This window comes from Oxalicibacterium sp. (assembly GCF_035565035.1).
GTDB lineage: Bacteria > Pseudomonadota > Gammaproteobacteria > Burkholderiales > Burkholderiaceae_D > Oxalicibacterium.
In genome coordinates this window covers 21,891-37,695 of record NZ_DATMTD010000093.1, presented here as the reverse complement: position 1 = coordinate 37,695, position 15,805 = coordinate 21,891, and the positions used below count along the sequence as shown (strand labels likewise).

The window sequence follows — 15,805 nt, the reverse complement described above, 5'->3', positions numbered from 1 at the left end:
CGGCCGCCCTCGTATTCGACCAACCGGCCGGACGTGAGAATGATCGGGAATTTTTCGTACAGCTTCGTTTCGACGTTCTTGTCCTGCAGCGACTTGTACAAGGTCGGCATGCGCCAGAAACCTTTCTTGTCATCGTGCGTCGGATACTTGGCAACCAGATCGGGGCGCGTGCCGTAGATCGGTTCGCGATGCAGCGGAACGCCATCCGGGAAATTCCAGACCACGGCACGCGCCTTTGCATTTCCCCACGGATGCACACCATGCACCTGCATGCAGACGCGTTGGATGCCACCGGAAAGATCGGTTTTCCAGTTCTTGCCTTCAGCCGCCTTTTTTTCGGCTTCCGTCAGGTCGTCCCACCAACCGAGTTTCTTCAGCAGAACGTGGTCGAACTCCGGATAACCCGTCGTGATGTCCGAACCTTTCGAGCATGAACCATCTTCCGCCAGCAGGTTGACACCGTCCTTCTCGACACCGAAGTTGGCGCGGAAATTACCGCCGCCCTCCATCATGCTTTTCGACGTGTCATACAGATTCGGCGAACCGGGATGCTTGAGCTCCGGCGTGCCATAGCATGGCCATGGCAGACCGAAATAATCGCCCGTGATGTCGTAACCGGTGACCGGGTCCTTGCCGCTCTTGCAGCGCAGCGTCTTCACATCGAACAGATGCATGTTGCGCATGTGTGCTTTCAGACGCAGCGGCGATTGCCCCGTGTAACCGATTGTCCATGAGCCGCGGTTGATTTCTTCCAGCATCGATTCCGGTTCCGGTTCCATCATGCCGCCCTTGCCGGGGACCAGTTTGATCTTCGCCACCAGTTCCTTGCCGAAACCGAGTTTCTGCGCGAGTTGATACATGATCATGTGGTCGGTGCGGGATTCGAACAGCGGTTCGATGACTTTTTCGCGCCATTGCAGCGAGCGATTGGATGCGGTGACAGAGCCCGACGTCTCGAACTGCGTCGCAGCCGGCAGCAGATACACGGCACGATTCGGATTCAACTCTTGTCCATCGACTTTCATCGCGGCCATCGCCGCCGTGGCCGACGGATACGGATCGATGACAACCAGCAGATCCAGCTTGTCGAAGGCCTTTTTCATGTCGAGGCCGCGTGTCTGCGAGTTTGGCGCATGTCCCCAGAACACCATCGCCTTGACGGTATTGTCCTGATCGAGGTGTTCGCTCTTTTCCAGCACCGCATCAACCCAGCGCGAAACGGTCGTGCCGGATTTTTCCATCATCTCCTGCGACACGTACTGTTTCTTCACCCATTCGTAATCGACGCCCCACACGGCGCACCAGTGCTTCCACGAACCGGCCGCCAGACCATAATAGCCCGGCAACGAATCCGGATTCGGACCGACGTCGGTTGCGCCCTGCACGTTGTCGTGACCACGGAAAATGTTGGTACCGCCACCGGAAACACCGACGTTGCCGAGCGCCAGTTGCAGAATGCAGGATGCGCGGACCATCGCATTGCCGATCGAATGCTGCGTCTGGCCCATGCACCAGACTACCGTCGATGGCCGATTCTTCGCCATCGTTTCCGCTGCCTTGTAGACTTCGGCTTCTGGCACGCCGCAGGCTTCTTCTACCTTTTCCGGCGTCCATTTCATGACTTCTTCGCGCACCTTTTCCATGCCGTACACGCGGTCATTGATGTACTTCTTGTCTTCCCAGCCATTCTTGAAGACGTGATACAGCATGCCCCACAGATACGGAATATCCGAACCCGAACGGATGCGAATGTATTGATCGGCCTTGGCCGCGGTACGTGTAAAACGCGGGTCGACCACGATCATCTTCGTGCCGTTTTCCTTCGCGTGCAGCATGTGCAGCATCGATACCGGATGTGCCTCCGCCGCGTTGGAACCAATGTACATGACAGCCTTCGAATTCTGCATGTCGTTGTAGCTATTGGTCATCGCGCCGTAACCCCAGGTATTCGCGACGCCGGCGACCGTGGTCGAATGGCAGATACGCGCCTGGTGGTCAGTGTTGTTGGTGCCGAAGAAGGAAACGAACTTGCGCAACAGCGCGGACTGTTCGTTGTTGTGCTTGGAAGAGCCGACGAAGAACACCGAATCGGGACCGCTGGTCTTGCGCACATCGAGCATCTTGGCGGAGATTTCGTTCAACGCCTCGTCCCAGCTGATGCGCTGGTATTTGCCGTTGACCAGCTTCATCGGATATTTGAGTCGATGCTCACCGTGTCCGTGCTCACGCAATGCCGCACCTTTTGCGCAATGGGCACCAAGATTGATTGGTGAATCGAACACCGGTTCCTGACGGACCCAGACCCCGTTTTCAACGATTGCGTCAGACGCGCAACCGACCGAACAGTGCGTGCAAACAGTACGCCTGACTTCGATCTTGTTGCCGGCCGCACCCGGCGCCTTGCCATCCTCCGCTGCCCTGGCCTTCTGTATCAGGCCAAGTTGGGTGACGGCGACACCTGCACCAATGCCGATTCCCGAACGTTTCAGAAAACTGCGCCGATCCATCGTCGGCAAGGCACGCGCCAGGCTGCCTGCGAGACTGGAAGATAGAGCGGACGAGGGCCGGCCGGACGCATTGCTGCCGGCAGCATTGCTTTTTCGAGTCAACAGCATGTTGTCACCTCAAGATCAGATTGTGGTCGTGCGGTAGTATTTTTTGATGTGCTCGGTGAGCCGATAGCTGTCGCCGTCCGGCTCAGGCGCGGAAGTCACGCTATCGATCACGGCGGCTGCGGGAGACTGGGGAAGCAGTTTGGTTGCGGCACCTGCTGCGGCGACTGCACCTAATCCTGCGAAAAAACTGCGGCGGGAAACTTTGGACTGTTCAGACATGATCGTCTCCTGGCAAGGATTCAGGACGTAATATGCTTTTTATTTCCTATAACAACTGAGCATAAATTTAACATGCTTTTCACACCGTGCATTCCTTTTTGCAATAAAAAAGTGCATTTCGAAAGCGGCTGAAGAGCAGATGAAATTAATTCATCGATTTTTTCCGCGGCAGATTCAACTCATATCGAAAGCCTGCATCTCGACCTCGAAGAACTGCCGCGCCAATCGCGCAACCGGTTTGTAGAAACGCGCATCCGGGTGATTTTCCACCGCCTCACAGCATTCACGCACCCAGGGACTCATATGCGTATTGAAGAACTTTTGCTGGCCTGCCAAGGCGCCGTTGACAGCATCGTCGGAGGTAATTAGATAACGCATGACTTCACACAACGCCGCTAGGTGATCTTCGCTCTCGACAAGAATATCGCTCCGCTCCAGTCCTAATTGCGCCAGATCCGTACGCAACTCCGCCAGCGGTTTTTCCATCAAAAATCCCGACAAGTAGAAAGAACCGTATAACAGCACGTCCGGCTTGCCGACGCCGATGAACAGCCGTTCATATTCTTCCCGCACCGCTTCCTGCCGCGTGGTGCGACAAACCCCGGCGAGGTCATTCCAGGCAAGCTCCAGCTCTGTCTGTCCGGCGGCCGGCGCTGCGGCAACGGCATCGAGCAGTTCCTGGGATGGCGGCGCATAAAACAAGGCTGCAAGCAGCCCGTAAAGTTCGGCACGCGCCGCTTCTTCCCCTTGATCGGGTGTTTCAAATGCTATCGATTGAGCAGTCGTCATGCATGTTTTCCATTGTGGAGTCGCATAGGTATGCCGGGCATTACATTCTCTTCAGATCGGTAATTGCCGCTTCCTGCTTGTTCGCCATCATGTCGACCACGCGACAATCCGAACACATCTTCAGACGATCGACGTTGCCGGAAAATGCGCCGTGCAGCGAGAGTTTCGCAATCATGTTTTCTATCATCTGCGCCGTACCGAACGGTTTCTGACAGCGAATGCAATGGAACGGCTGCGCCTCGTTCAGTACCGCAGGTTGCCGCGCGAGGTCTGTCAATAACAGACGAGGCACCAGCGAAATCGCATCTTCCGGGCAGGTCTTTTCGCACAATCCGCATTGCACGCAGTTGGTTTCGATGAAGCGCAATTGCGGCATGTTCGGATTGTCGGCCAGCGCCGCCTCGGGACAGGCACCGACGCAAGACATGCAAAGCGTGCATGCCTGCTTGTCCACATTTACCATGCCGAACGGCGCTCCGGAAGGCAGACTGATTTCGGCCACCGGCGTCGGCGCATGTTCTTTCAGATGATCGATTGCAAGCGTCAATGTGCTGCGCTTGTCGACCGCGATATTGAACAGTGCATGCTGCGCCGGAACCTCTGCAGGTTCGATTGCGGTCAATGCTGCATCCAGCTGTACCGGTTCGCTGGCCTCGATCAGCGACAGATGCGTTCCGCGATAGCCGAGCCCGTTCAGGATGACCTGGGCGACGTCGATCTGCCGCTTCAGCGCTTCGACATATTGTGGCGCATCGCTACTTGTCGTCAGTATCGTTACATTCGTTGCGCCGTACGCAACCGCAGTCAGCCAGATATCGATACCCGTCGACGCGCTGTGATGCAGATCGACCGGGATCACGCGCGCCGGCACGCCCTGCAATTTTCCGCCCGCTTGCGCCTGCCGCCCGAGGCGATTGACGAGTTCGCTGCCGTTTTGCTGATCGTGCAGCAACAGCGCCGGCTGTTTGCCTCCCGCCTTGCCATACACCGACAGCATGGTTTTCAGACGCGTACCGATGTCGGTCGCGCGCGGGTAGGCATAGGACAATGCACCCGACGGACAGACCGTCGTGCAGGCACCGCAACCGACACACAGATTCGGATTGACCTTGATCAGGTTTCCGTCATGATGAACTGCTTCCGCAGAACAGACGTCGATACATGATGTGCAGCCGATCTTGCCGCTACGGCTGTGCGCGCACAATTTTTCCTTGTAGACGAAAAATTTCGGCTTGCTGAATTCGCCGACCAGTTGCGTCAGCTTCAGCGCATCGTCCATTTGCCTTTGCACATCGATACCAGGAGCGAAATAACCTTGCGGTGGTTGATGCATCGTCAGCAACGGCCGGTCTGACAAATCGAACACCAGATCACATTCGGCGCTGCGCTGTGTCGTCATTCGTGAAAAATCGATAGCACCGATGGCACCGCAGGCCTTCACGCAATCACGATGGGATTTGCACTTGTCCAGATCGATTTGATAACTCAGATCGATCGCCTGTTCGGGACAGACGTCGATACAGGCATTGCAACGTGTACAGGTTTCCAGGTCGATCGGATTGGCTTGCTGCCAGGTCGCGGTGAATGCACCCAGCCAGCCGGAAAGCGTAATCTGCTGTCCCGAAAAAACCGGAAATACACGCCCCGTCGGTAACGCCGTTCGCGTATCTCCACTCAACAGGACGCTGACGTCGAGTTGTTCCGCGAGACGTTTTGCCCATGGCAGGACACGTTCTGCGGGACCGGTGATCAGAACATGACCGCTGGATCGATAATCGACAACGGGAACCGGCTCCGGATCGGGCAAGGCAGCAGCCGCCAGCAAAGCGGCCATTTTCGGCAACGCGTTTTTTCTTTGCGCACCCCACCCGCCTGTTTCGCGAATGTTGACGAAGCGCAGTGGCGCCACGCTTCCCTTCTGTTCCGCCAGTTCGGAGAACAAAGCGCGTTCCTGGGTGCAGGCAACAACGACATCCTCGACGCCGTTGAGTGCCTTGAGATACGAATCGACTTCGCGTCGGCACAATTCGGACGCTACCGGCAACGGCAATGTGCCCAGCGCCGTGCCAAGCTCTGCACCTGCTGCCGCATCAAGCGGCATGGTGCGGTTGCAATTACATACCTTGAATTCTGTTGTCATTGGCTGGCTATCTCGCTGGCTGATGCAGATTATTCTAGACGTCGTTCACGCTACGCGTGGCGTCGTTCTCCCCTTGTACTTCCTGTTCGTTCTGTTTGTTCTGTTCGTTCAATTCATTTTGTACCGTCGAATCGCCGGCGCTTTCCTGCTCGACCGAAGTCTCTTCACTGACCGCTTGCATTCCGCCCTGCTCGATTGTCTTCGCAGCCGTCGCTTCGACGTCTTTTTCTTTCTCTGCCATATCGAGCAGGCGCATCATTGGCGTTTGCAACTGGGACAATGGATCCAGCAGATTTTTTGCATGGCTCAGTGACGCCAGCATGGCCGGCGAGATCGGTTCGAACTTGGTAAAGTCCTCGATATAAACATCCAACCCATCCATGATGTTGAAATGAGGATCGGAAAACAGTTTCTTCATTGCCGAACGACGCACCGATTCATCCACGCCTTGTGCCATGAAAACGGAGTAATCGGAATCTTGCGTCAGTTGCTCGACGTCCTGCTGCGTCGGCAACGCTTGCGGAACTTCCGGTCGCGTTACGTCAGCGGAGTGCTCGCGCGATAAATCAGCGCTGTTCTCTGCCGGGGATGTAACTGGTGCGTCGGGAGTTTCACCCTTCCTCTTCGACCAGCGTGAAAAGAAGTCTTCAGCGGCCATGCGCTTCCCCTTCCGCACGCGCCATCTGCTCCACGCCCTCTCCACCTTCAAACGAAGGTTTTTTATGTTTGCGTTTCGGTTCGGGGCGATAGTGAGCTTGCGTGAATGCCGTCAGCCATTCGAGTACATCGTCGGGAAGAGGCAGCGTATCGACGCGCTCGCCGCCATCCATCTGGCGCGCAGCTTCGTTATAGGACAAGGTGACCGATTTGGGAACGCCGAGTTCCTGGCCATCGATATCTTCCAGCCGCCACATGATGAACCAGCATGGCGACGGTGCGCTGATATTCAGGAAGTAACCTTCGGCCTCGGCCGTGCAGAGCGTGACGTCAATGTCATTGAAAAGCCAGCGCGTATCGTCATGATCGCTGCGCAGGCAATGCGGAACGGGCGAGACCGGAGCGACATCGCTGACGATTTCGACAGGCTGCCACTGGAACGGCTGCCATCTGCTTGAAAGCGGCGTACGTCGCATGACGACGCCGACACGGGCTGCTTCTGTCTCCATGTTTCCTCATTGCGGCCAGACTGCAGCCTTTGTTGCGCATCGTTATGTGACGACACCGTTGTGCGGTGCGTGAACTGCATGTCATGTCGTATGACTAAACATGACATGCCACGATGCATGAAGAACAAATCGCGCAAACATCGCATTTGCGCGTAGAGAGAATTAATGCTTCAGAACAAACATACCTTCAAACATCCAATCCATCAAGTGATGAAAATTCAATCGTTCTTGACGACAATGGTCGGGAACTTGGACGACATGTCCTTCGCCTTTTCCGCGACCTTGATGGCGATCTTGCGGGCGATCTGTTTATAGATGACGGCGATCGGGCCATCCGGATCGGCGACTACAGTCGGCTTGCCGGAATCGGCCTGCTGGCGGATCGACATCGTCAGCGGCAATGCGCCGAGGAAATCAACGCCATATTCGCCACACATCTTCTCGCCGCCGCCTTCGCCGAAAATCGCTTCCGCATGGCCGCAGTTCGAACAGATATGCGTACTCATGTTTTCAACGATACCGAGGATCGGGATGCCGACTTTCTCGAACATCTTCAATCCCTTGCGTGCGTCGAGCAACGCGATATCCTGCGGCGTCGTCACAATCACCGCACCAGTCACGGGCACTTTCTGCGACATCGTCAGTTGAATGTCGCCGGTGCCCGGCGGCATGTCGACGATCAGGTAGTCGAGATCACGCCAGTTGGTCTGATCCAGCAATTGGGTCAGCGCCTGCGTGACGATCGGGCCGCGCCACACCATCGGCTCGTCCGGATCGATCATGAAACCGATACTGGAGACCTGCAGACCGTAGTTTTCCATCGGCTCCATGGTCTTGCCGTCCATGCTTTCGGGGCGACCGGAAATGCCCATCATCATCGGTTGCGACGGACCATAGATATCTGCGTCAAGAATTCCGACTTGCGCACCTTCCGCGGCCAGCGCCAACGCCAGGTTGACCGACGTCGTCGATTTGCCGACGCCACCCTTGCCGGATGCGACGGCAATGATGTTCTTGACGTTCGACATCAGCTTGACACCGCGCTGTGCCGAATGCGCAACGATGTTCGAGAACACATTGGCAGTAATGTTGCCCACGCCATCGATACCGTGCACTGCCGCAACCGCTGCCTTGCGAATACCGTCGATCTGGCTCTTTGCCGGATAACCGAGTTCGACGTCAAAAATGACATTGTTGCCGTTGATCTGGATGTTCTTTGCGGAACGGCTGCCGATCAGATCCTTGCCCGTGTTCGGGTCGATGACTGCGGATAATGCTGCCTTGACTGCTTCAATCGTGATGCTCATTGGTTCTCCCGGATTTTGTTGTGCAAGTCTAAACCAATTTGCGGTTGGTCCGCTTCGCAATCCATTCTGCCGAAGCGAATTTCCTGGGTGCGCCCAGTCGAAAGTTCCGGCTGCGCCAAGTTGTTAGTATCGAACAATCCTGAAACATACCGCCGGAACATACCGATTTCCCCTCCAATTGAATTCGGCCAGGCGCACCCTTATTTATCGTGATGTATTTGTCATCGTTTTTCAGGCGAAAAACGATCGACATTCGACAGTGCCGGCTCGAAACACTTACAATGGAGGCCTGACGCCTTCCCCTGCCATGACTGAAAAAATCATTCCGCTTGCTGACCAACGGTATCTGAACCGAATACCGATCGTCCCGGCTCATCTTGAAGCACCGACCGGCATGCTGGCGGACAAGCGCGCGCGCCCATTACAGGATTTGCGCATTTCGATCACCGATCGCTGCAATTTCCGTTGCGTCTACTGCATGCCGAAGGAAGTCTTCGACAAGGATTACGCCTTCTTGCCGCAGACTTCATTGCTGTCTTTCGAGGAAATCACGCGCATAGCCTCGCTGTTCGTTGCACACGGCGTCGAAAAAATCCGCCTGACCGGTGGCGAACCGTTGCTGCGTAAAAACGTCGAGAAACTGATCGCCATGCTGAGCGCCCTTCGTACGCCCGACGGCCGCGAACTGGATCTGACGCTGACGACCAACGGTTCGCTGCTGGCACGCAAGGCACAGGCCTTGAAGGATGCGGGACTGAAGCGCGTCACGGTATCGCTCGACGCGCTCGACGATGCCGTCTTCAAGCAGATGAACGACGTCGATTTCGCCGTTTCAGACGTCCTGGAAGGTATCGAAGCCGCACATCGGGTCGGCCTCGGCCCGATCAAGATCAACATGGTCGTCAAGGGCGGCATGAACGATCAGGAAATCGTGCCGATGGCGCGCCACTTCAAGAACACACCCTACATTCTGCGTTTTATCGAATACATGGATGTCGGCACCTCGAACGGCTGGAAGATGGACGAAGTCATTCCCTCCTCCGAGGTCGTGCGCCGCATCAGCGAAGAAATGCCATTGCAATCGCTATCGGCAAACTACGTCGGAGAAACCGCAAATCGCTGGAAGCACGCTGACGGCAGCGGCGAGATCGGCGTTATCTCCAGTGTGACGCAGGCTTTCTGCAGCGACTGTAGCCGCGCGCGCCTGTCGACTGAAGGCAAGCTGTACACCTGCCTGTTCGCCACCGGCGGGCACGATCTGCGTGCCCTGATGCGCAACGGCAAGACCGATGAAGAAATTTCCACCGTCGTTGCGCACATCTGGCGTGCGCGCGACGATCGCTATTCCGAATTGCGCACGGCCAACACGGAAGGCATTCAGGACCGCAAGGTCGAAATGTCATACATCGGCGGCTAGCGTCGTTTTCACCTCATCAACTGATATCGGATAACTAGACAATATGGATACCAGTCAAATCACAGGACTCATTCTCGCCGGCGGACGCGGCACGCGCATGGGTACCGTCGACAAGGGCTTGCAAATGTTCCGTGGCGCACCAATGGCGCTGCATGCGCTGATGCGCCTGTCGCCGCAGGTCGGCTACGTCATGATCAATGCCAACCAGAACATCGCACCATATGAAGGTTTCGGCGTGCCGGTCTGGCAGGATGAAACGCAAGGCTTCGCCGGCCCGCTGGCCGGACTGCAAACAGGCCTCATCCATTGCGAAACCGATTATCTGGCCACCGTTCCCTGCGACTCGCCCTTTTTGCCGGCCGATCTGGTCGCACGTCTCGGCGCAGCACTGGAAGAAAACGATGCGGATCTGGCGGTCGCCGTCACCGGCGAAGGCGAAACGCGCCAGCCACATCCGGTTTTCTGCCTGGCACGTGCATCGCTGCTGCCCCATCTCACGCTGTACCTGCAGGACGGCGGCCGCAAATTCGACACCTGGTATTCGTCGCTGAAGGCAGTCGAAGTCCACTTCGAAGACGAAAACGCCTTCCGCAATATCAACACGCTGGAAGAACTGCGCAAGCTCGAAACGGACTGAACGATGAACCTGCGCTCTTCCCGTTTTCTCCTCGATTCCGCTCTTACCGATCTCGACGACATCATGTCCAACGATTCTCCCGACGCTCTACCAGACTCCACCCGTTCCACGCTTGCCGGCGTGATCAGTTGCCTGTCCGATTACGATCCGGATGCGCTGCCGGTGCAGGATGCGCAAGCGATCATTCGCCAGTTTGTACAGCCGGTCAACGCCATCGAAAAAGTCGTGATCCGCAGTGCGCTCGATCGCGTGCTGGCTGCCGACATCGTGTCGCCGATCAACGTGCCGGCGCACGACAATTCCGCCATGGATGGTTACGCCTTGCGCGGCAGCGATCTGAAAGATAGCGACCTGCAACTGAAAATCCTCGGCACAGCCTACGCCGGTCGCGCATTTGATGGCAAGGTCAACAGCGGTGAATGCGTACGCATCATGACCGGCGCTGTCATGCCGGAAGGCTGCGATACCGTGATTCCGCAGGAATTCACACGTGACGAAAGCGATACCGGCGTCATCGTACCGGCAGGCAGCGTGCGCAGCGGCGACAATCGCCGCCTCAAGGGTGAAGATCTCGCCGCCGGCACACCGGCACTGCAAAAAGGAAAAATCCTGCGACCGGCAGATATCGGCATGCTGGCGTCGCTCGGCATCGCCGAAGTGCCGGTGCAACGCCGTCTGCGCGTCGCTTTTTTCTCGACCGGTGACGAACTGCGTTCGATCGGCGAAGCGCTCGATGAAGGTTGCGTCTACGACAGCAATCGCTACACGTTGTACGGCATGCTGACGCGGCTCGGCTGCGACATCGTCGACATGGGCGTCATCAAGGACGATCCGGCTTCGCTGGAAGCCGCCTTCCGCAGCGCCTGCGAAAATGCGGATGCCATCATCACTTCCGGCGGCGTCTCCGTCGGCGCTGCCGATTACACCAAGCAGATGATGGCGCAGCTCGGTGATGTGACTTTCTGGAAAATCGGCATGCGTCCGGGCCGACCGATGGCATTCGGCCGCATTTCGTCGAACGGCAAGGGCGCCTATCTGTTCGGGCTGCCGGGCAATCCGGTCGCCGTGATGGTGACGTTCTACTTCTTCGCACGCCAGGCGCTACTGCACATGATGGGCGCTTCGGCGACCGAAAATCCACCGTTGATGAAGGTTCGTTCGAAGGCGGCAATCCGCAAACGTCCGGGCCGCACAGAATTCCAGCGCGGCATCCTGAGCGTCGCCGAAGATGGCGTGCAGGAAGTCCGCATTACCGGCTCGCAAGGCTCCGGCGTGCTGCGCTCGATGTCGGAAGCGAACTGCATGGTCGTGCTCGAACATGAGCGTGCTGACGTCAAGGCTGGCGACATGGTGGATGTCATCGTATTCAGTGGTCTGATCTGAGTGGTCTGATCTGCGCAAGGAACCGGACGGACGGTCGGGAATGTTAAATCTTCGATTTCCTTGCCCCTGCCGCTCGGAAAGTTTCCCGCAAAACTTTGCCGTGGTTTATTCTCTTTCCAGACGCCAAGAAAAAACACAAAAGCATAAAAATACGTAAATAAAGCGCGTACAACAATCCGGCTATCGGTATCGCTACCGATGCGCACAGAAAAAAACCGGACGTAGTGTTATTTGGGGAGAAGCACTATGTTCGGACATCCGTCCCGACCAAACCAGTCGCCAGCAACTGCCGAGCTTGCGCGGCCGGTCAACATTCCGCCGCGGCCTGCTCTACTCATCGCCCTCCAGCACGAAATCGTTCGCAGTGATCCGCATATCAAAAAAATAGCGCGATTGATCAATCGCGACGTCGCCATCGCCGGCAACCTGCTGGCCATTGCCAATTCCGCCATGTTCAATCTCAGCCGGCGCGTCGAAACGGTGGAAGATGCGCTCTCGCTGATCGGCCTGAATCATTGCCACGCGTTGGTAACAAGATTAATGGCGCGCCGCACACTGGCGCACGGCAGGATGATGATGCCGCGCTTCTGGGACGTATCCGAAAAGCGCTCGTGGGGCATGCTGCACGTGGCACGGAAGATGGATATTGCGACGCCTGAACTGGCACACAACTTCGGCCTGTTTACCGACATCGGCATTCCGCTGATGATGGCGACCTTCCCGTCTTATACGGAAACCCTGCTGGTCGCAAACAAGATGGAAACGGACGGCTTCATCCAGCTGGAAAACACACGCCACCGCATCAACCATGCGGTGGTCGGCGCCATGCTGGCAGAACACTGGAATATCGATGCTGACGTCGTGCTTGCCATCAAGAAGCACCATTCGCATGAAGTGCTGAAAACCGCAACGGTATCGAAGACGGCACGCGAACTGGTCGCCGTGCATCTGGTGGTGGAAAAAGCGATCCAGGATTACCGAAAGACCGTTTCCGGCGAATGGATCAGTGGCGGTGCGCTGGCGATGGAAGTATTGAACCTGTCGGCTGATGATACGAAAACACTATGCGATGAACTGCAGGTGCAATTTCTCAGGCCGAACTTCTTCTGACCGTCCCGTTTGACAGGAATTACGGCTTCCCGGCCTTCTTCAAGCGATATTGCAAACCTTCGACGATATCCTTGTTGCCGTTCTGCTGTGCAAAATCGATCGCCGTCATGCCGACATCGTTTTTCAGTGCCGCAGCGGCACCCGCATCGAGCAACAGCTTGACCGTCAGAATGTGCCCACCGCGTGCTGCCATCATGATCGGCGTCGTATTGTTCGGCGACTTCGCATCAAGATCTGCATCCTTCTCCATCAGCATCTGGACAATCTCGTTATCGCCAACCGCCGCAGCATAATGCAATGCAGTCCAGCCGCTGCGATTCACTTGCGCCCCTTTCGCCAACAGCGCACGCACTGCTTCGCGGTTGGCCTTGTATGACGCAATCATCAATGCCGTATCGCCGTTCTTTGCAGGCTGGTCGATATCGATACCATTCGCGTTCAGCAACAGTTTGAATACTTTCATCCCGTTTTCGCGCAACGCCAGAATCATCCCCGTATCGCCACGCTCTGCTTCCACCGTATTCGGATCGAAACCGCGCCGCAGCAGATCGGCGATCGCCGACGCATCGTCCGTCTTGGCAGCCTGGAAGAAATCATCGTACGAACCGGCGTGAACCGGCAGCACAACGCCGAACGACAATGTCGCCAGCAATGCAATGCACGCCCTGCGCAGACTGATAGGGAAAACAAGTTTCAGCATGAAATCACCGTGCGATCTTGAACAGGTTGAAAAAGTTATCGGTCGTCTGTCGTGCAATCTGCTCGACCGGCATGCCCTTCAGCGTCGCCAGATATTCCGCCACGTGGCGCACCAGTGCCGGTTCGTTGACCTTGCCGCGATGCGGCACCGGTGCCAGATATGGTGAATCCGTTTCGATCAGCATGTTCGCAAGCGGCACTTCGCGCGCGACGGCCTGCAGCTCCTTTGCACTCTTGAACGTAACAATGCCGGAGAAGGAAATGTAGAAACCCATTTCCATCGCAGCCTGCGCCACTTCCAGAGATTCGGTAAAACAATGCATGACGCCGGCTGCGCCACCGGCATCGGTGCCCGCGCCTTCTTCACGCATGATGCGTATCGTGTCTTCCGACGCGGCACGCGTATGAATGATCAGCGGCTTGCCTGTGGCACGCGATGCGCGGATATGCGTGCGAAAACGTTCGCGCTGCCATTCCAGATCGCCTTCGAGACGGTAATAGTCAAGACCGGTTTCGCCGATCGCGACGATTTTGGGATGATTTGCCAGACGTACCAGATCATCGACCGAAGGCTCCGGCGTGTCTTCGTAATCCGGATGCACGCCGACCGACGCATAAATGTTTGCATGCCGTTCCGCGAGATCGAGCACACTCGGAAACGCCGGCAGATCGACGGAAACGCACAGCGCATGGCTGACCTCGTTCTCCGCCATCTTGCCGAGAATCTCGGGCATGCGGACGGCAAGTTCGGGGAAATTGATGTGGCAATGGGAATCGATGTACATGCCCGTCATTGTACGCGCGCGACGGTTTTGCTGCGACGATCGGAGGTATTTCCGGTCACGGCGTAAATGAAAAATTAAAAAGCGGGGTGCTGAACCCGCAGAGAAAACTGCGAGAGAAATTTACAACGTATGCGTGGCCCGCGACGAACCGAGTGCCGATCCCAGCAATTCCTCGATGCGCTGCTTGACGCGCTGGCCGCTTTCGTCAGCCGAGAATTGCACGCCGATGCCTTGCGCCTTGTTGTTGTTTGCACCCGCCGGCGTGATCCACGCGATCTTGCCTGCGATCGGATATTTGGCCGGATCGTCCATCAGCGTCAGGATCAGATAAATCTCGTCGCCGATTTTGTACGGCTTGGTGGAAGGCACGAAGATGCCGCCGTTGGCAAGAAATGGCATGTAGGCCGCATACAGCGCCGATTTTTCCTTGATCGGCAACGACAGGACCGACGGTCGTCCGGCGACGGCGCTGCCTGCTGCATTCGGTGTGTCTGCCATGTCTGTCCTTTCAGGAAAAAAGTGCCGTGTAATCCAGCAGCATGTCCTCGATGAAGAGCTTCGGCGCCAGCGGATGTTCTGCAATCGCACGCCGGTCGCCGACGGATTTGATCGCCTGCAATAACGCGCCGGTCTCGGCACGCGCTGCCAGTGCGTTCAACTCTTTGCTGTAACGAGGATAGTAACGGATTGTGCCGGAAAGTTTGACGGAAAGCACGTCATGCAGCCAGCGCTGTTGCCACGCAACCAATGCAACGACTGGCGTCTTCTGCAGTCGATCGGCCGCACGCAATGCCGTCTCGACACCAGGCTGTGCAAGCAGACGCAGCAGATCGTCCATCGCTTCGCGGCTGTCGTCCTGTGACGCATCGAATGCCGCCAGCGGTGCGCCGCCCTGCTCGGCCAGCCAGCCGTCGGCGTCCTTTACTTTTTGCTCATGCAACCATTGCAATGCCTGTTGTCTGTCCGGCATCGCCAAAGCGAACTTGCGGCAACGCGACAGGATGGTCGGCAACAAACGATCGAGGCTGTTGGTAATCAGCAGAAAGGTGGTGTGCGGCGGCGGTTCTTCCAGCATCTTCAGCAACGAATTCGCTGCCGCTGTATTCAATGCCTCGGCCGGATGCAGCATGACGACGCGCATACCGGACCGGTGCGTGGAAATATTCATGAAGTCGGCCAATGCGCGGATCTGGTCGATCTTGATATCTTTCGAAGGTGCCTTGCTCGATTTTGACTTCTTCGATTCGCCTGCATCTTCTTCGCCTTCCGCATCCTCGTCGTCGAGAATTTCCGGACGGACGCGACGGTAATCGGGATGGCTGTATTGCGCGAACCACCCACATGCAGCGCAGGTACCGCAGGCATGGCCGTCGGCTGCCGGCGTTTCGCACAGCAACGCCTTGGCGCAGGCCTCGGCAAAGGCTGTCTTGCCGACTCCCTGCGGTCCGTGGAACAGAATGGCATGCGGCAAGCGTGCCTGCAGTTGCCGCCATTGCAGCCAGTCTGGTTCCTGCCACGGATAGAGCGCTTCACTCACT

At 56.8% G+C, this 15,805-nt stretch carries 15 protein-coding genes; 4 read left to right on the top strand and 11 right to left on the bottom strand.

Annotated features, from left to right (window positions below; genetic code table 11):
* From VN114_RS08620 to apbC, 7 genes are all read right to left on the bottom strand, one after another.
* Positions 1 to 2,615, bottom strand: a 2,615-nt coding sequence (locus VN114_RS08620) for a molybdopterin-dependent oxidoreductase (protein ID WP_325513943.1), incomplete at its 3' end; no start/stop codon positions are given.
* Between the two features lie 15 nt (positions 2,616 to 2,630).
* Complete coding sequence (locus VN114_RS08615; protein WP_325513941.1) at positions 2,631 to 2,834, bottom strand: hypothetical protein; 204 nt, start codon at positions 2,832 to 2,834, stop codon at positions 2,631 to 2,633.
* A gap of 174 nt (positions 2,835 to 3,008) precedes the next feature.
* On the bottom strand, positions 3,009 to 3,623 hold the full coding sequence (locus VN114_RS08610) for a TorD/DmsD family molecular chaperone (protein ID WP_325513939.1): 615 nt from the start codon (positions 3,621 to 3,623) through the stop codon (positions 3,009 to 3,011).
* A 40-nt stretch (positions 3,624 to 3,663) separates the two neighbouring features.
* Positions 3,664 to 5,763 carry a 4Fe-4S binding protein gene (locus VN114_RS08605; protein WP_325513937.1) on the bottom strand — a complete coding sequence of 700 codons (2,100 nt, stop codon included), beginning with the start codon at positions 5,761 to 5,763 and terminating at the stop codon, positions 3,664 to 3,666.
* 34 nt (positions 5,764 to 5,797) lie between these two features.
* Positions 5,798 to 6,421 (bottom strand): DUF3306 domain-containing protein, encoded by a 624-nt coding sequence (locus VN114_RS08600; RefSeq protein ID WP_325513935.1) that lies wholly within the window; start codon positions 6,419 to 6,421, stop codon positions 5,798 to 5,800.
* Positions 6,411 to 6,929 (bottom strand): DUF3305 domain-containing protein, encoded by a 519-nt coding sequence (locus VN114_RS08595; protein ID WP_325513932.1) that lies wholly within the window; start codon positions 6,927 to 6,929, stop codon positions 6,411 to 6,413. Before VN114_RS08595 ends, VN114_RS08600 begins: the two co-directional genes overlap by 11 nt.
* A 218-nt stretch (positions 6,930 to 7,147) precedes the next feature.
* Positions 7,148 to 8,236 carry an iron-sulfur cluster carrier protein ApbC gene (gene apbC, locus VN114_RS08590; RefSeq protein ID WP_325513930.1) on the bottom strand — a complete coding sequence of 363 codons (1,089 nt, stop codon included), beginning with the start codon at positions 8,234 to 8,236 and terminating at the stop codon, positions 7,148 to 7,150.
* Positions 8,237 to 8,543: 307 nt separating this feature from the next.
* Between apbC and moaA the strand changes: the two genes are divergently transcribed.
* The 4 genes from moaA to VN114_RS08570 all read left to right on the top strand — a co-directional run bounded on the left by moaA (position 8,544) and on the right by VN114_RS08570 (position 12,783).
* Positions 8,544 to 9,653, top strand: a complete 1,110-nt coding sequence (gene moaA / locus VN114_RS08585; RefSeq protein ID WP_325513928.1) for a GTP 3',8-cyclase MoaA — start codon at positions 8,544 to 8,546, stop codon at positions 9,651 to 9,653.
* 43 nt (positions 9,654 to 9,696) lie between these two features.
* Complete coding sequence (mobA, locus tag VN114_RS08580; protein WP_325513926.1) at positions 9,697 to 10,290, top strand: molybdenum cofactor guanylyltransferase MobA; 594 nt, start codon at positions 9,697 to 9,699, stop codon at positions 10,288 to 10,290.
* Positions 10,291 to 10,353: 63 nt separating this feature from the next.
* Positions 10,354 to 11,673 (top strand): gephyrin-like molybdotransferase Glp, encoded by a 1,320-nt coding sequence (gene glp, locus VN114_RS08575; protein ID WP_325513948.1) that lies wholly within the window; start codon positions 10,354 to 10,356, stop codon positions 11,671 to 11,673.
* A 246-nt stretch (positions 11,674 to 11,919) separates the two neighbouring features.
* The gene (locus VN114_RS08570) at positions 11,920 to 12,783 is read left to right on the top strand and encodes an HDOD domain-containing protein (RefSeq protein ID WP_325513924.1); all 864 of its coding nucleotides are present in this window, start codon (positions 11,920 to 11,922) and stop codon (positions 12,781 to 12,783) included.
* Between the two features lie 19 nt (positions 12,784 to 12,802).
* Here the strand turns inward: VN114_RS08570 and VN114_RS08565 are convergent, their stop codons facing one another.
* The 4 genes from VN114_RS08565 to VN114_RS08550 form a co-directional block, all read right to left on the bottom strand.
* Entirely contained in the window at positions 12,803 to 13,483 is a 681-nt protein-coding gene (locus VN114_RS08565; protein WP_325513922.1) for an ankyrin repeat domain-containing protein, read from the bottom strand.
* A gap of 4 nt (positions 13,484 to 13,487) precedes the next feature.
* Positions 13,488 to 14,267: a TatD family hydrolase gene (locus VN114_RS08560; RefSeq protein ID WP_325513920.1), complete on the bottom strand. Its 780-nt coding sequence runs from the start codon at positions 14,265 to 14,267 to the stop codon at positions 13,488 to 13,490.
* Between the two features lie 120 nt (positions 14,268 to 14,387).
* On the bottom strand, positions 14,388 to 14,765 hold the full coding sequence (locus tag VN114_RS08555; RefSeq protein WP_325513918.1) for a PilZ domain-containing protein: 378 nt from the start codon (positions 14,763 to 14,765) through the stop codon (positions 14,388 to 14,390).
* Between the two features lie 10 nt (positions 14,766 to 14,775).
* Entirely contained in the window at positions 14,776 to 15,804 is a 1,029-nt protein-coding gene (locus VN114_RS08550; protein WP_325513916.1) for a DNA polymerase III subunit delta', read from the bottom strand.
* Position 15,805: the final 1 nt, after the last annotated feature.

Bases quoted from the DNA above. Each gene is read 5' to 3' on its own strand.
- VN114_RS08615 (WP_325513941.1), bottom strand. From the start codon at position 2,834: ATGTCTGAACAGTCCAAAGTTTCCCGCCGCAGTTTTTTCGCAGGATTA.
- VN114_RS08610 (WP_325513939.1), bottom strand. From the start codon at position 3,623: ATGACGACTGCTCAATCGATAGCATTTGAAACACCCGATCAAGGGGAA.
- VN114_RS08605 (WP_325513937.1), bottom strand. From the start codon at position 5,763: ATGACAACAGAATTCAAGGTATGTAATTGCAACCGCACCATGCCGCTT.
- VN114_RS08600 (WP_325513935.1), bottom strand. From the start codon at position 6,421: ATGGCCGCTGAAGACTTCTTTTCACGCTGGTCGAAGAGGAAGGGTGAA.
- VN114_RS08595 (WP_325513932.1), bottom strand. From the start codon at position 6,929: ATGGAGACAGAAGCAGCCCGTGTCGGCGTCGTCATGCGACGTACGCCG.
- apbC (WP_325513930.1), bottom strand. From the start codon at position 8,236: ATGAGCATCACGATTGAAGCAGTCAAGGCAGCATTATCCGCAGTCATC.
- moaA (WP_325513928.1), top strand. From the start codon at position 8,544: ATGACTGAAAAAATCATTCCGCTTGCTGACCAACGGTATCTGAACCGA.
- mobA (WP_325513926.1), top strand. From the start codon at position 9,697: ATGGATACCAGTCAAATCACAGGACTCATTCTCGCCGGCGGACGCGGC.
- glp (WP_325513948.1), top strand. From the start codon at position 10,354: ATGTCCAACGATTCTCCCGACGCTCTACCAGACTCCACCCGTTCCACG.
- VN114_RS08570 (WP_325513924.1), top strand. From the start codon at position 11,920: ATGTTCGGACATCCGTCCCGACCAAACCAGTCGCCAGCAACTGCCGAG.
- VN114_RS08565 (WP_325513922.1), bottom strand. From the start codon at position 13,483: ATGCTGAAACTTGTTTTCCCTATCAGTCTGCGCAGGGCGTGCATTGCA.
- VN114_RS08560 (WP_325513920.1), bottom strand. From the start codon at position 14,267: ATGTACATCGATTCCCATTGCCACATCAATTTCCCCGAACTTGCCGTC.
- VN114_RS08555 (WP_325513918.1), bottom strand. From the start codon at position 14,765: ATGGCAGACACACCGAATGCAGCAGGCAGCGCCGTCGCCGGACGACCG.